This is a genomic window from Streptomyces colwelliae, assembly GCF_048158785.1.
Lineage (GTDB): Bacteria > Actinomycetota > Actinomycetes > Streptomycetales > Streptomycetaceae > Streptomyces.
In genome coordinates, this window is sequence record NZ_JBLTJC010000275.1 from 1 (window position 1) to 14,039 (window position 14,039).

Consider the following 14,039-nt stretch of genomic DNA (forward strand, 5'->3'; position numbering starts at 1 on the left):
GGCCCGCCGAGGAATGTGGCACAGGCGAGCGGAAGCGCAACGGCCCCCTACCTGGCAAGCGCCCTCGCGTAAACTGCCCTGTTTTTAGGGGCGCGGGGAACTGCGCGACCAGCCCCCACGCACCCGCAGCCAACCGACTACCTCAGAAGACCGGCGACCCACTCCCGGGGCAACCCATAAGTGTCATGGAGATAGCGGAAGTCCTCCTCACTCAACGGCCCCCGAAACTCAGGCCGAGACAACACCCGCCGCCCCCGCTCAAGGAGTTGCCCGAACCGCCGCTCCTCATCCAGCAACACCTCCCGCACGGTGCCGGTACCGAGAAGCTCCCCCGGCAGATCGACCAACGTACGCGAGTCGTCGTCCCGCCGCAGAACGGTGAGCAGCCGCCGAATCAACCGCCGCACCACATATCCACGCCCGGTGTTGGAAGGCCGTACCCCCTCCTCCAGGACGACAACACTCGACCGAAGATGATCACAGACCACCCGCACCGAGCGCTCGTCCAGATCCCACAACAGCGGAACCGTCCTCATCCACGGCTCGAACAGATCCGTCTCATAGACCGACCGCCGCCCCTGAAGGACAGACACCAGCCGCTCCAGCCCCATCCCCGTGTCGACGTTGACCTGCCGCAGCGGAACGAGCCCACCGTCCTCACCCCGCTCAAGCCGCATGTGCACGTGATTCCAGATCTCCACCCAGCGCGAATCACCGGTAGGGCTCCCCTCCGGCGGGCCATCGCCGGTCCAGAAGAAGATCTCCGAGTCAGGACCACAGGGACCCACAGGCCCGTTGGACCACCAGTTCTCGTCCCGGGTCGACTCGATCGGCAATCCCAACTCCCGCCAGGTGTCCAGCGATTCAAGGTCGGGCCCAACCTGTTCATCACCACCGAAGACAGTGACGTACAACTTCTCGCGCGGAATACCGAAGCCGTCCCGCAGCAGCTCGTACCCCCAACGCAGGCTCTGCGGATGGCTGTAGTCGCCCAACGACCAGGAGCCGAGCATCTCGAACACGGTCAGGTGGGTGAGGTCGCCGATCTCGTCGAGATCCGTAGTACGCAGACAGCGTTGGACGTTGACCAGCCGCCGCCCCTGTGGATGCGGGCGCCCCTGAAGGTACGGCGTGAGCGGGTGCATGCCGGACGTCGTGAAGAGGACCGGGTCCGAGGGCGGCGGCAGCAGCGAGCTGCTGGTGATCAACTCGTGCCCGCGTTCGCGGTAGAAGTCGAGGAACGTACGGACGATGTCGTCGGTGTTCATGGCGGTCAGTCCTTCGCGGGTCGGATGGAGACCGGAAGGGACCGCGGGGCAGCGTGCAAGGGGGCTGGAAACGACACACCCGGCGGTCCGTTTCCGGCCGCCGGGAGAGGTCAGTGAGATCAGTGAGGTCAGATCACACGTCGGCGGCCGGCGAGCTGGTCGCTCGCGCGGTCGCGGTGCCGGTGTGCCTGATGATCCTCATGGACGCCACGTTAACAGGACGCCTCCGCGCCGTCCTGCGGATTTTCACCGGGGTCTGCGCCACCGACGTGCAGTGGTCCTGGTGCTGGGGCTGAGCCGTCACCCCGGCCTGTGCCGCGTGGGCGAGGGAGCGGCGGTCGGGGTGGCTGCCGGGCGCGATGGTCTCGCCCACCTCCACCTCGGCGACGAGTCCGCGCGTCGACACCACCCGCCACACCGAGGTGAGCAGGGAGTCGCTGCCGACGAACGCGGGGGCGGTGCTGGCGGTGCCGTCGGTCAGGTAGTGCAGGCCGACCGGTTGGACGGGGACTCCGGCGTCCAGTGCGGCCTGGAAGACGGCCCGCCGGAAGTGGCCCTGGGCCCGGCCGCACCAGGTGCTGCCCTCGGGGAAGACGGCGACCGCACCGCCCGCGCGCAGGGCGCCCGCGATGGAGGCGACGGTCTCGGGCAGGGCGCGCAGTCGGTCGCGGTCGATGAACAGGGCGCCGCTGCCCGCGGTGAGTGTCCCGGCGACGGGCCAGTGCCGGATCTCGGCCTTGGCCAGCATGCGGGCGGGGCGTACGGCGGCCAGCAGCGGGATGTCCAGCCACGAGATGTGGTTGGCGACCAGCAGCAGTCCGCCGGTGGGCGTGGTGGTGCCGGTGATGCGGAGCCGGATGCCGGCGGACCGGACGATCGTCCGGCACCACCAGCGCACCGCGCGGGCGGGGATCCGCGCGCCGACGGGGGTGAGTGCGGCCCCGGCGGCCACCACGACCAGGACGGTCACGAAGCGCAGCACGGCGCGCGGTACGGCCGTGAGGGACCCCTTCGACTCGATGCACGTCCTGGGGGTGCAGGGCGCGCTGGGCAGCCAGCCGCTCATCACGCGGGGACGAGCGAGAGGAAGTGCCGCAGATAGCGCGGGTTGACCCGGCGCATCGACAGCAGCACGTACAGGTCGGCGACCCCGAAGTCCGGGTCGTGGGCGGGCTCGCCGCACACCCAGGCGCCGAGGCGGACGTATCCGCGCAGCAGCGGCGGGAGTTCGACGCGGCCGGCGGGGCGGGTCACGCCGTCGGCGCTCCAGGGCAGCAGCGGTCGTACCCGGAACTCCTCCGGGGCGAGGTGCTTGGCGCTGACCCGGTCCCAGGTGCCGGCGGCGAGGGCGCCGTCGTCGGCGAGCGGGATGGAGCAGCAGCCGGCGAGCCACTCGTGGCCGCGGTCCACCATGTAGCGGGCTATGCCGGCCCAGATGAGGCCGATGACCGTGCCGTCGCGGTGGTCGGGATGGACGCAGGAGCGGCCGACCTCGACGAGGCCGGGGCGGATCGGGTCGAGGGGGGCGAGGTCGAACTCGCTCTCCGAGTAGAGCCGTCCGGCGACCGCGGCCCGCTCGGGCGGCAGCAGCCGGTACGTGCCGACCACCTGCCCGGTGACCGTGTCGCGGACGAGGAGGTGGTCGCAGTAGGCGTCGAAGGCGTCGACGTCCAGGCCGGGCTGCGGGCTGGACAGGTGGGCGCCCATCTCCCCGGCGAAGACATCGTGCCGCAGCCGCTGCGCGGCTCGTACATCGTCCTCGTCGCGGGCGAGCGTGACGGTGTAGCGGGTCGGCGCGGCGGGCTGCGAGGGACGGTCGAGGGTGGAAACGCCGGTCATGGCTCTCTCCTGGTCACGGGCCGGGGCGGCTCGGCGGCGAGCGGTGCCGCTGTACCTGTTGTGCCGACGCCGGCTGTCCGTGGTGTGACCCGCGAAGAGAGAGACGATGTGGGGTTGTTGAATGCCAGGGGTGCTTGGCGGAGCCGGGGTTGAGCACCACTCCGGCTCCGCCCGTCCGCACCCTGCCGGCGAACGTTCGGTGAGCTGGGACGTCTAGCGCTTGGCCACCTTGCGCGTCGCCCGCAGCCACTCCTTGTTCATCCCGGTGATGGACACCAGCGGGATGCCCTTCGGGCAGGCGGTCGCGCACTCACCGGCCAGCGTGCAGCCGCCGAAGCCCTCGTCGTCCATCTGCGCGACCATGTCGAGGACGCGGGTCTCTCGCTCGGGTGCGCCCTGCGGAAGGACGTTGAGGTGGTTGATCTTGGCGGAGGTGAACAGCATCGCCGCGCCGTTCGGGCACGCGGCCACGCACGCTCCGCAGCCGATGCACTCGGCGTGCTCGAAGGCGAAGTCGGCGTCCGGTTTGGGTACGGCGGTGGCGTGGGCCTCGGGGGCCGCGCCGGTCGGGGCGGTGATGTAGCCGCCGGCCTGGATGATCCGGTCGAAGGCGGAGCGGTCCACCACGAGGTCCTTGACGACCGGGAAGGCGGAGGCGCGCCAGGGTTCGATGTCGATCGTGTCGCCGTCCTCGAAGGACCGCATGTGGAGTTGGCAGGTGGTGGTGCGCTCGGGGCCGTGCGCGTCGCCGTTGATCACGAGGCTGCACGCGCCGCAGATGCCCTCGCGGCAGTCGTGGTCGAAGGCGACCGGGTCCTCGCCCTTGAGGATGAGTTCCTCGTTGAGGGTGTCGAGCATCTCCAGGAACGACATGTCCGTGGAGATTCCGTCCACTTGGTAGGTGGACATGGCGCCTTCGGCGTCGGCGTTCTTCTGCCGCCAGACGCGCAGGGTGAGCTTCATGCGTAGCTCCGCTGGGTGGGGTGGACGTACTCGAAGACCAGGTCTTCCTTGTGCAGTACGGGAGACGATCCGGTGCCGGTGAACTCCCAGGCGGCCGCGTAGCTGAACTCCTCGTCCCTGCGCTCCGCTTCGCCGTCCGGGGTCTGCGACTCCTCGCGGAAGTGGCCGCCGCAGGACTCGGCGCGGTTGAGCGCGTCGAGGCACATCAGCTCGGCGAGTTCGAGGTAGTCGACGATCCGGTTCGCCTTCTCCAGGGACTGGTTGAACTCCTCGCCGGTGCCCGGGACTTTGATCCGCCGCCAGAACTCCTCGCGGATCTGCGGGATGCGCTCCAGCGCCTTGCGCAGTCCGCTGTCGGTGCGGGCCATGCCGCAGAACTCCCACATGAGTTCGCCGAGTTCACGGTGGAAGGAGTCGGGGGTGCGGTCGCCGTCCACGGAGAGAAGGAGGTTGAGCCGGTCCTCGGTCTCCGCCAACACCTCCTGTACGGCGGGGTGTTGGACGTCGATCGTCTCGTGTCCGGGGTGTCGGGCGAGGTAGTCGTTGATGGTCGCCGGGAGCACGAAGTAACCGTCGGCGAGGCCCTGCATCAGCGCGGAGGCGCCGAGCCGGTTGGCGCCGTGGTCGGAGAAGTTGGCCTCGCCGATCGCGAACAGGCCCGGGATCGTGGTCTGGAGGTCGTAGTCGACCCAGAGGCCGCCCATCGTGTAGTGCACGGCTGGATAGATCCGCATCGGCACGGTGTACGGGTCCTCGGCGGTGATCCGGGCGTACATGTCGAAGAGGTTCCCGTACTTCTCCTCGACCGCCTTCCGCCCCAACCGCCCGATGGCGTCGGCGAAGTCGAGATAGACGCCCTGCCCGCCGGGGCCGACTCCCCTGCCCTCGTCGCACACGTTCTTCGCGGCGCGGGAGGCGATGTCGCGGGGCACGAGATTGCCGAAGGCCGGGTAGATGCGCTCCAGGTAGTAGTCGCGCTCGCCCTCGGGGATCTGGTTCGCCGGACGCGTGTCGCCCTTGGCCTTCGGCACCCAGATCCGGCCGTCGTTGCGCAACGACTCACTCATCAGCGTGAGTTTGGACTGGTGGTCGCCGGTGCGCGGGATGCAGGTGGGGTGGATCTGTGTGAAGCACGGATTGGCGAACAAGGCTCCGCGCCGGTGGGCCCGCCACACGGCGGTGGCGTTGGAGTTCATGGCGTTCGTCGACAGGTAGAAGACGTTGCCGTAGCCGCCGCTGGCGAGGACGACAGCGTCCGCGAAGTACGTGTCGATACGGCCGCTGATGAGATCGCGCGCCACGATCCCGCGTGCCTTGCCGTCGATGACGATCAGGTCGAGCATCTCGGTGCGCGGGTGCATCTCGATGTTCCCGGCGGCGATCTGCCGGGACAGGGCTTGGTAGGCGCCGAGCAGGAGTTGCTGCCCTGTCTGACCGCGGGCGTAGAACGTGCGCGACACCTGCACGCCGCCGAAGGAGCGGGTGTCGAGCAGGCCGCCGTACTCGCGGGCGAAGGGCACGCCCTGCGCGACGCACTGGTCGATGATCTCCACCGAAATCTGCGCGAGGCGGTGGACGTTGGACTCGCGCGCCCTGAAGTCGCCGCCCTTGACGGTGTCGTAGAAGAGTCGGTGGACGGAGTCGCCGTCGTTGCGGTAGTTCTTCGCCGCGTTGATGCCGCCCTGGGCGGCGATCGAGTGGGCGCGGCGCGGGGAGTCCTGGTAGCAGAACTGGACGACGTGGTAGCCCTGTTCGGCGAGCGTGGCGCCCGCCGAGCCGCCGGCGAGGCCGGTGCCGACGACGATCACCGTGTGTTTGCGCCGGTTGGCGGGGTTGACGAGTTTGGCCTCGAAACGGCGGGTGTCCCAGCGCTCGTTGATGGGGCCGGTGGGCGACTTGGTGTCGGTGACGGGTTCCCCGGTCGTGAAGTCCGCGTATTCAAGGGTCATTTCAGCTCACCACTCCGGTCATGACGCCCACGGGCACGGCGATGAAGCCGGCGGTGAGCAGCAGCGCGAGGACATTGGCGATGGTCTTGAGGGCGCGGTCGCGGCTGCGGCTGCCCGCGCCGAGGGTCTGGGCGGCGCTCCAGAAGCCGTGCCGGACGTGCAGGCCGAGGGCGAGCATCGCGACGATGTAGATGACGTCGCCGTACCAGGTGGAGAAGGTGTCCACGACGTTCTGGTACGGGTGGCCCTCCTGGAAGCCGCCGGAGTGCACGGTGCCGGTGGTCAGGTCGAGGATGTGCCAGACGATGAACAGGGCGAGGATGATCCCGCCCCAGCGCATGGTGCGCGTGGCGTAGCTCGCCCTGCGTTTCTTGTGCACGTACTTGCTGGGGCGCGCCTTGATGTCGCGGCGGCTGAGCTGGTACGCGGAGACGGCGTGGGCGATGACGGCGACGACGAGGACGACGCGGATCAGCCAGAGCGTCCACTCGTAGTGCATGAAGGGTTCGCCGACGGTGCGCAGCCAGTGGGCGTAGTGGTTGAACTCGCCCGCGCCGAAGAAGATCTTCAGGTTCCCGATCATGTGGACGACCAGGTACAGCAGCATGATCAGGCCGCTGACGGCCATCACCGTCTTCTTGCCGACGGAGCTGTCCCACACCGTGCGCGCCATCGACGGCCGTCGGTCCGTCCGCGTTGCCAGAGCCATGTCTACGGACGCTAGACGCCCGAGGGCCGATCGGTCCAAGACATGGTATGCCTGGTTTCCATAGGCTACGGCTATCGTATGTGCATGCAGTTCCAGCAGCTCCAGTACTTCGTGGCGGTCGCCGAGACGCGGCACTTCACGCGGGCCGCCGACGTGGTCCATGTCGCGCAACCTTCCCTTTCACAGCAGATCAAGGCGCTGGAGCGGGAGCTGGGCGCGGATCTGTTCCTGCGGGCGCGGGGCAACATCACGCTCACGGACGCGGGCGAGGCGCTGCTGCCGCTGGCCCGGCGCATCCTGGCGGACGCGGACACGGCCCGGCACGAGGTTCTCGAACTGGTCCAACTGCGCAGCGGCCGGATCAGGTTGGGCGCGACCCCGAGCCTGTGCACGGGCCTGCTGCCGGATGTGCTGCGCGCCTTCCACGACCGCTATCCGGGCATCCGGCTGCTGATCGAGGAAGGCGGTTCGCACGATCTCGTACGCGAACTCGCGCGCGGCGCCCTCGACTTGGCCCTGGTGGTACTGCCGCTGCCCACCCCCTCACCGGCGTTGACGACAGTGGAGCTGCTGCGTGAGGGCCTGGTGGTCGTGTCCTCACCGGAGGCACCGGCGCCGGGCCGCGGCCGTACGGTACGGATCTCCGACCTGGAGGGCGAGCGCCTGGTGATGTTCCGGCACGGCTACGACCTGCGCGAACTGACCGTCGCCGCCTGCCGCGCCGAGGGCTTCGAGCCCGACTTCGCGGTGGAGGGCGGCGAGATGGACGCGGTCCTCGGCTTCGTCCGGGCGGGGCTCGGCGTGGCCGTCGTACCGCGCATGGTCGCCACGAAGTCCGGCCGCGGGCTACGGGTGACCCCACTGGCCCGGCCCGGACTGCACCGGACGATCGCACTCGCACATCGCAGCGATGTGGCTCCGCCGCGGGCGGCGAGGGAGTTGCAGCGGATGTTGTTGGAACGGTGAGGTGAGCTGCGCGGGCTCGGCAGGGGGCTGGTGCGGATGCCGGTTGCGGCGGAAGCGGTGGGCTGCGTGGACTCGGCAGGGGCGGGCGCGGATGCCGGACGCGACGGACTGCTGTGAATGCGGTGAACCCCGCGAACCCGATGGGGCCCTGTGCGGATGCCGTGGGAGCGGTGAGCCGCAGCGCCTCACCCAGGCGCTGTCGCTGACGCCCAGCGCGGCAGGTGCGGCGGGAGCAGCCAGCCTCGCGGACTCACCCGGCCCCTGGCGCGGACACCGGACCCAGCAGGTGCCGCAGAAGCGGCGAACCCCGCGCACTCGACGGAACCCTGATGCGGATGCCCTGAGAGCAACGATCCGCAGCGCCTCACCCCTGCACTGCGGCTGATGCCGATCGCGGCAGGTGTTGCGGGAGCAGCGACCCTCGCGGACTCACTCCGGCGCCGGCGTGGACGCCAGGTGCTGCGGGAGCGGTGGACCACGTGGTTCCACCCGGTTGCCAGTGCCGATGCCGATTGCGGCGGACGCCGTAGCAGCAGCGGCACTGGCAACCGGGCGTCGCCGTACAGGAGTTCATCGTCCCCCGGCACCCGTCCGGTTCACCACGTCGGGATGAATCCGCCGTCGATCACCAGGTCGCTGCCGGTGAGGTTGGCCGCGCGGTCGCCGGCGAGGAAGAGGACCACGTCGGCGATCTCGGCGGGGTGGGAGAAGCGGCCGGTGACGGTGGCGCCGGCCGCCTGGGCCGCGACCTCGGCCGGGGTGAGGCCGGTGGCGGCCGACACGGTCTCGGCCACGCCACCGCCGCCGAGCCACAGCTCCGTCTCGACCGGGCCGGGGCTGACGGTGTTGACGCGGACGCCCTTCGGGCCGACCTCTTTCGACAGGGCCTTGGAGAAGGCGACCAGGGCGGCCTTGCCCGCGCTGTAGTCGATGACCAGCGGGTCGGGCAGCGTGGCGTTGACCGAGCCGATCGTGACCACGGAGCCGTGCCCGGCGGCCAGCATCAGCGGGAGGGCGGCGCGGGTGACGCGTACCGCCGTGAGGAGGTTCAGGTCGAGGGTGCGCTGCCAGTCCTCGTCGGTCACGGACAGGAAGCCGCCGGTGCGGGGCGGGGCCGTACCGACGTTGTTCACCAGGACGTCGACCCGCCCGCCGGCCGCCGCGATCAGCCGCTCGGCCGCGCCGCGCTCCGCGAGGTCGACCGGCACCCAGGTGACCGGGAACTCCTTGACGAGGGCGTCCAGTCCCGCGGTGGTGGTGCGTGACCCGGCGACGACGGTGGCCCCCGCCCCGGCCAGCGCCCGCACGACGGCCAGCCCGATGCCCTTGCTGGCGCCTGTCACCACGGCGGTTCGGCCTTGCAGTTCGGTGCTCATGGAGTCCGGCTCCTTCGCGATGAGGCCTGCTTCTCAGGACGGCGGCCCGCCGACCCGCCGTGCGTCCGCCTCGGGCCATCCTCGCGCAGCCGCCGCGAGGGCGCCGCGCGAGTCCGGAACCCGGGGTTGCCGCCTCACCCCGTCGCGTCCACCAGCGCCAGGTCGTGCAGCCGGTCCGGCGGGCCGGGGCGGGCGTAGTACCAGCCCTGGGCGGTGTCGCAGCCCAGTATGCGGAGTTGTTCGGCCTGGGCGCCGGTCTCGACGCCCTCGACCGTCACCGTGAGGTTCAGGCTGTGGGCGAGGGAGACGATGCCCTCGACGATCTTGAGGTCGACGGGGTCGGCCGGGAACTGCTGCATGCTCTGGGTGAAGGAGCGGTCCAGCTTGAGGATGCTCACCGGCAGCCGGCGGAGGTTGGCGAGGTTCGAGTAGCCGGTGCCGAAGTCGTCCAGGGCGATGTCGACGCCCATCTCGGCGAGTTGCCGCAGCGGCTTCAGCAGGTCGTCGTCGGCGCCGATCAGCGCCGACTCGGTGACCTCCAGGCAGAGCGCGTCGGGGGCGACGCCGGTGCGCTCCAGGATGTCCACTGTGTCCTGGACGAGGCCGGGGTGGGTGAGCTGGCAGGGCGAGAGATTGACGTTGATGCGCAGGGGGACGCCGTCGCCGTAGGACTCGCGCCAGGCGCGGGCCTGTCGTACGGACTGTTCCAGGACCCAGCGGCCCAACGGGACGATCAGGCCGGTGTGTTCGGCGAGCGGGATGAAGCGGTCGGGGCCGAGGACGCCGTGCTGCGGATGCAGCCAGCGGACCAGGGCCTCGGCGCCGCGCACGCTGCCGTCGCCGAGGTGGACCAGCGGCTGGTACTCGATGAAGAACTCGTTGCGGTCCAGGGCGGCGGGCAGTGCGTTGGTCAGGCCGTGGCGGGTGATCGCGCGCGCGTCGGCCTCGGGGTCGGCGAGCTCGAAGCGGTTGCCGCCCGCGGACTTGGCGCGGTACATGGTGATGTCGGCGCTGCGCAGCACCTCCGCCGGACCGCGCTCGCCGGCCGGGCCCTCGACGATGCCGATGGAGCCGCGCACGGTGAGGTCACGGCCGTCGATGCTGACGGGGGTGATCAGCGCGTTCATGATGCGGCCCGCGAGTTCGTCGACCTCGCGCTCGGTGTCGGGTCCTGTGGTCAGCGCCACGAACTCGTCGCCGCCGAGCCGGGCGACCATCTCGCCCGGCGCGGTCGCGCAGGACTGGAGCCGGTCGGCGACCTCGACGAGCAGCCGGTCGCCGGCCGCGTGGCCGAGGCTGTCGTTGATGGTCTTGAAGCCGTCGAGGTCGAGGTAGCAGAGCCCGAACCGCTGGTTGTCGCCCGCGCCGAGCGCCTTCTCCAGGCGCTCGAAGAACAGGGTGCGGTTGGGGAGGCCGGTGAGGGCGTCGTGGGTCGCCTCGTAGCGCAGCCGCAGGTTGAGCAGCCGCCGCTCGGTGGTGTCCTCCATGAGGGCGAGCTGGTACTGCGGGTTGCCGTCGGCGTCACGCAGCAGGGAGACCGTGAGGTTGGTCCACAGGACCGTTCCGTCAGGCCGGTAGAACGCCTTCTCGACGTGGTAGTGCTCGCGCTCGCCGCGGACGAGTTCGTCGTAGAGGGTCCAGGTCTGGGGCGCGTCGTCCGGGTGGGTCCACTCGCGGACGTTGCGGCCGCCCATGGTCTGCTCGGTGATGCCGAACATGCGCAGCAGCGCGCCGTTGACCTGGAGGATGTTGCCGTCGAGGTCGGCCATGCCGATACCTATGGCCGCGCCCTCGAAGACCGCCCGGAAGCGGGCCTCCGTCGCGTGCAGGGCCTGCGCGACGACGCCCTGGGCCTGGAGGGCGGCCACGGAGATGGCCTCCTGCTCGGCCAGGGTGCGCTCGCGGAGTTCCTGGGCGAAGCCGGCGGCCATGGCGTGCTGGAGGCGGGCCGAGCGGATCCGCAGGTCCTCCTGGGAGCCGTCGCCGCCGCAGTAGAGCACCAGGTAGGCGTCGACGCACTCCAGGGTGTGGGTGAGGGCGTCGGGGTCGGTGCAGTGCGCGGCGACGAGGGCGGCGCCGACCGCCTTGCCCTCCGCAGCCTCGAAGGTCCTGGCGCGCAGCGCCTCGCTCAACCGCCGTGCCAGCGGCAGGAGCAGCTCCTCGAACTCGGGCCGGGTCAGCGACGTCGAGGTCGCCGGGAACACCGCCCGGCTCCAGATGGTCGCGAACCTGCGCAGTCTGTCCTCCGGCCCGTCCGGCTCCGCGATCACGCCGTGCGTCCTACGCCGGCGAATCCGGAGAAGGAGAACGGATCCTCGTCCTCCAGCACCGTGTCCGGCCGCCACTCCGGCATCGGCACCAGTCCCGGTTCCACCATGTCGTACCCCTCGAAGAACCGCGCGATCTCCTCGCGCGAGCGCATGATCAGCGGATTGCGAATGTCCTTGTACACGTCCACCGCGCCCTCCGCCCGCTCCGGTGGCAGCGGGATTCCCTCGTACGAGGCATGGGTGAGGATGAGCAGGCTGCCGGGGGCGAGTGCCTCGCGCAGCTGCGCCACCGCTCCGTACGGGTCGTCCGTGTCTTCCACGAAGTGCAGTATGGCAACGAGAAGTAGGGCCACTGGCCGATTCACGTCGATCAGCCGCTGCACCTCGGCGCTCGCCAGGATCTCCTGGGGCTTGCGGAGGTCGGCCGCGACGACGTCCGCGGTCTCGTTGCCGGCCAGGACGGCCTGGCTGTGCGCGACCGCCACCGGGTCGTGGTCGACGTACATGACATGGGCGCCGGGGCTGGCCGCCTGGGCCACCTCGTGGACGTTTCCGAAGGTGGGAATTCCGGAGCCGATGTCGAGGAACTGGGTGATGCCCTCGGCGGCCGCGAAACGTACGGCGCGACGCATGAACGCCCGGTTCGCCTGCATGATCTTGGGAAGTCCCGGGAGGAACTCCATGGCCTTGCGGGCCGCTTCCCGGTCGACCTCGAAGTTGTGCGAACCGCCCAGGTAGTAGTCGTAGATACGCGAAACGCTCGGCACCGAGATGTCGATGCTCCGTGGTGCCCAGGCGGGACGCTCCATGTATCTCTCCAAGGCGTAGGCGATCCGGTGTTCGAGCTGAGGCTACTGATCGCCCGCCAAAGGGTCGAGCGGAAACGGAAATTGACCATCCGTTCCCGCTGATTGCCGGTGGCACGTGCCGAATTGATGTGCGGGGACACGCGGAGAAGCGCGGAGAATGCCGGAATTGGCGTACGGAATACGCCAAAGCGGCCCGCCCCCTCCGTGCGGTGCGGAGGGGGCGGACCTGGGGTCGCGCGCGCTGCTGTGCTGTTCGGCATGGTGGTCGCTTGCCCACGTCCCTCCCTTCCGCGTTTCGTTGCCGAGTGGGCGGGGGGCGATCAACCCTGGGGAGGTTCTCGCTACTCCGCGGGCGCGCCGACCGGCTTGCCTTCAGGGGAGACGGCGTACCAAGTGCCGCCCACGCCCTGACCGTTGGTCTGTCCGGCGGCCGTGTCACCGGAGAAGGTGTAGATCGGCCAGCAGTTGACGGTCATCTGCTTGACGCCGTCGGGGCGGGTGAAGCCCATCAGGCCGTCCTTCTTCACACCCTTGGTGTCGCTCGCCGAGACGATGCCGACGGCCGGCCACTTCTCCAGGCAGGCTCCGGTGCAGTTCGAGACGGAGTCGGGCCATGCCTTGTCCTTGAGGAAGCGGTAGACCGTGTGGCCGTTCTTGTCGACGACGATGTCGCCGAGCTTCGCGTCCTTCTTGACGGACAGACCGGGCAGGCTGGCGAGGGTCGCCTTCTTGCCGTCGGGGGCGAGCGCGTACCACTTGCCGCCCACGCCCTGGCCGTTGACGTCACCCGCGTTGACGTCCTTGGCGTAACGGTAGGCGGGCCAGCCGCCGATGGTCAGCTGCTTGGTGCCGTCGGTGCGGGTCACCTCGCCGAGCAGGGACTTGTCGATACCGGCGCCGGCCGTGGCGTCGTCCGCGGGAACCGGCGGCCACGCGGTGGCGCAGTCGCCGTCGCAGTTGGACTTGGGGGGATTGGCCGTGTCGGCGTCGAAACGGTAGAGGGTGAGACCCGCACCGTCGCTCAACACCTTGCCGAGGTCGGGGTTGCTGGCAACGGTCAGCTGACCCGCGGGCTCCGCGGCCGCGGCCTGCTGGCCGTCGGCGCCGTAGCCGTTGCCCGCGCCGGTGCTGGCGCTCGCCGTGGCACCGATACTTCCGTAACCTCCGGCCGCCGCCGTGGCACCGACGTTCTGTGCCGCAGAGGAAGGCGTGGTCACGTTCTCGGAACCGCACGCCGCCGTCAACGCCATGACGGACACGGCCGTCGCCGCGAGTGAGGCGCTCCGCCAGGAGGTCTTCATCGTCAACTCCCCATAATCACCTGGATGTTGCAGCGCCCGTCTGTGCCGCCGCACGGTCCTAGGTACGGGTGGGGACCACGGAAGTGTTCAACCGCCGCACAAATTTCTTTCCGACTCCTGTGACACAGCGGCTGCGACTAGTACGCGCGTGCGCATCCGGCCATGCCTGACGGCCGGTTCGTCAAACGGCCGCACCCCGCCTTCCACTCCTTCGGGGTATTCCTCCCGCGCCCCGGCGCGCCCCGGCCCGCGAGGCCTCATGATCTCGGTCGTGCATGGACCCGAACCGACCCGAACCGCCCTCGCCGCAAGGGTGTTGACCCTGGTGACGCTGACGTGGCTGCTGGCGGGCGCACCGGCGGGCCTGGCAGCGGCCGACGCGTGCGCGTACGCCTCGACGGGGCCCGACGGCACGGAGGCGGTGGCGGTCGCCGGCAGCGACTGGCCGACCGTCCCGGCCTGCCCGAAGCCGACCCCGCCACCGCCCTGCCCGACGTCAAACCCGACATGCAAGCGGCACGCGAGGAGATCTTCGGGCCGGTCCTGGTCGCCCTCCCGTTCGACACCGAGGACGAAGCCGTCACCCTGG

At 70.1% G+C, this 14,039-nt stretch carries 12 protein-coding genes; 2 read left to right on the top strand and 10 right to left on the bottom strand.

The features are described from left to right. Positions 1-137: 137 nt before the first annotated feature. The 6 genes from ACNFOC_RS38585 to ACNFOC_RS38610 all read right to left on the bottom strand — a co-directional run bounded on the left by ACNFOC_RS38585 (position 138) and on the right by ACNFOC_RS38610 (position 6,692). On the bottom strand, positions 138-1,268 hold the full coding sequence (locus ACNFOC_RS38585) for an alanine--tRNA ligase-related protein (RefSeq protein ID WP_416963675.1): 1,131 nt from the start codon (positions 1,266-1,268) through the stop codon (positions 138-140). Positions 1,269-1,401: 133 nt separating this feature from the next. Further along, positions 1,402-2,334 carry a lysophospholipid acyltransferase family protein gene (locus ACNFOC_RS38590; protein ID WP_416963676.1) on the bottom strand — a complete coding sequence of 311 codons (933 nt, stop codon included), beginning with the start codon at positions 2,332-2,334 and terminating at the stop codon, positions 1,402-1,404. Then, complete coding sequence (locus tag ACNFOC_RS38595; protein ID WP_416963677.1) at positions 2,334-3,107, bottom strand: GNAT family N-acetyltransferase; 774 nt, start codon at positions 3,105-3,107, stop codon at positions 2,334-2,336. Before ACNFOC_RS38595 ends, ACNFOC_RS38590 begins: the two co-directional genes overlap by 1 nt. 213 nt (positions 3,108-3,320) lie before the next feature. Further along, the gene (locus ACNFOC_RS38600; protein ID WP_416963678.1) at positions 3,321-4,070 is read right to left on the bottom strand and encodes a succinate dehydrogenase/fumarate reductase iron-sulfur subunit; all 750 of its coding nucleotides are present in this window, start codon (positions 4,068-4,070) and stop codon (positions 3,321-3,323) included. Beyond that, the gene (locus tag ACNFOC_RS38605) at positions 4,067-6,019 is read right to left on the bottom strand and encodes a fumarate reductase/succinate dehydrogenase flavoprotein subunit (protein WP_416963679.1); all 1,953 of its coding nucleotides are present in this window, start codon (positions 6,017-6,019) and stop codon (positions 4,067-4,069) included. The genes ACNFOC_RS38600 and ACNFOC_RS38605 overlap by 4 nt, the downstream gene beginning before the upstream one ends. A 1-nt stretch (position 6,020) precedes the next feature. Next, positions 6,021-6,692, bottom strand: a complete 672-nt coding sequence (locus ACNFOC_RS38610; RefSeq protein ID WP_416963686.1) for a succinate dehydrogenase — start codon at positions 6,690-6,692, stop codon at positions 6,021-6,023. 120 nt (positions 6,693-6,812) lie between these two features. Here ACNFOC_RS38610 and ACNFOC_RS38615 point away from each other — a divergent pair, with 120 nt between their 5' ends. Next, entirely contained in the window at positions 6,813-7,694 is an 882-nt protein-coding gene (locus tag ACNFOC_RS38615) for a LysR family transcriptional regulator (RefSeq protein ID WP_416963680.1), read from the top strand. A 596-nt stretch (positions 7,695-8,290) separates the two neighbouring features. Here the strand turns inward: ACNFOC_RS38615 and ACNFOC_RS38620 are convergent. The 4 genes from ACNFOC_RS38620 to ACNFOC_RS38635 all read right to left on the bottom strand — a co-directional run bounded on the left by ACNFOC_RS38620 (position 8,291) and on the right by ACNFOC_RS38635 (position 13,450). Further along, a complete protein-coding gene (locus ACNFOC_RS38620) occupies positions 8,291-9,070 on the bottom strand; it encodes an SDR family NAD(P)-dependent oxidoreductase (protein WP_416963681.1) in 780 nt (259 codons plus the stop codon). Positions 9,071-9,204: 134 nt separating this feature from the next. Beyond that, entirely contained in the window at positions 9,205-11,340 is a 2,136-nt protein-coding gene (locus ACNFOC_RS38625; protein WP_416963682.1) for a putative bifunctional diguanylate cyclase/phosphodiesterase, read from the bottom strand. Beyond that, positions 11,337-12,149, bottom strand: a complete 813-nt coding sequence (locus ACNFOC_RS38630) for an SAM-dependent methyltransferase (RefSeq protein ID WP_416963683.1) — start codon at positions 12,147-12,149, stop codon at positions 11,337-11,339. The genes ACNFOC_RS38625 and ACNFOC_RS38630 overlap by 4 nt, the downstream gene beginning before the upstream one ends. Positions 12,150-12,490: 341 nt before the next feature. Continuing rightward, positions 12,491-13,450, bottom strand: coding sequence for an SCO0930 family lipoprotein (locus ACNFOC_RS38635; RefSeq protein ID WP_416963684.1), 960 nt, complete (start codon positions 13,448-13,450; stop codon positions 12,491-12,493). A gap of 336 nt (positions 13,451-13,786) precedes the next feature. On the opposite strand from ACNFOC_RS38635, the gene ACNFOC_RS38640 reads away from it, so the two are divergent. Then, on the top strand, positions 13,787-14,039 hold a 253-nt coding region (locus ACNFOC_RS38640), incomplete at its 3' end, for an aldehyde dehydrogenase family protein (protein ID WP_416963685.1).

Coding starts and splice junctions, on each gene's coding strand:
- ACNFOC_RS38620 (WP_416963681.1), bottom strand. CDS start 9,070: ATGAGCACCGAACTGCAAGGCCGAACCGCCGTGGTGACAGGCGCCAGC.
- ACNFOC_RS38635 (WP_416963684.1), bottom strand. CDS start 13,450: ATGAAGACCTCCTGGCGGAGCGCCTCACTCGCGGCGACGGCCGTGTCC.
- ACNFOC_RS38585 (WP_416963675.1), bottom strand. CDS start 1,268: ATGAACACCGACGACATCGTCCGTACGTTCCTCGACTTCTACCGCGAA.
- ACNFOC_RS38605 (WP_416963679.1), bottom strand. CDS start 6,019: ATGACCCTTGAATACGCGGACTTCACGACCGGGGAACCCGTCACCGAC.
- ACNFOC_RS38630 (WP_416963683.1), bottom strand. CDS start 12,149: ATGGAGCGTCCCGCCTGGGCACCACGGAGCATCGACATCTCGGTGCCG.
- ACNFOC_RS38615 (WP_416963680.1), top strand. CDS start 6,813: ATGCAGTTCCAGCAGCTCCAGTACTTCGTGGCGGTCGCCGAGACGCGG.
- ACNFOC_RS38595 (WP_416963677.1), bottom strand. CDS start 3,107: ATGACCGGCGTTTCCACCCTCGACCGTCCCTCGCAGCCCGCCGCGCCG.
- ACNFOC_RS38610 (WP_416963686.1), bottom strand. CDS start 6,692: ATGGCGCGCACGGTGTGGGACAGCTCCGTCGGCAAGAAGACGGTGATG.
- ACNFOC_RS38600 (WP_416963678.1), bottom strand. CDS start 4,070: ATGAAGCTCACCCTGCGCGTCTGGCGGCAGAAGAACGCCGACGCCGAA.
- ACNFOC_RS38590 (WP_416963676.1), bottom strand. CDS start 2,334: ATGAGCGGCTGGCTGCCCAGCGCGCCCTGCACCCCCAGGACGTGCATC.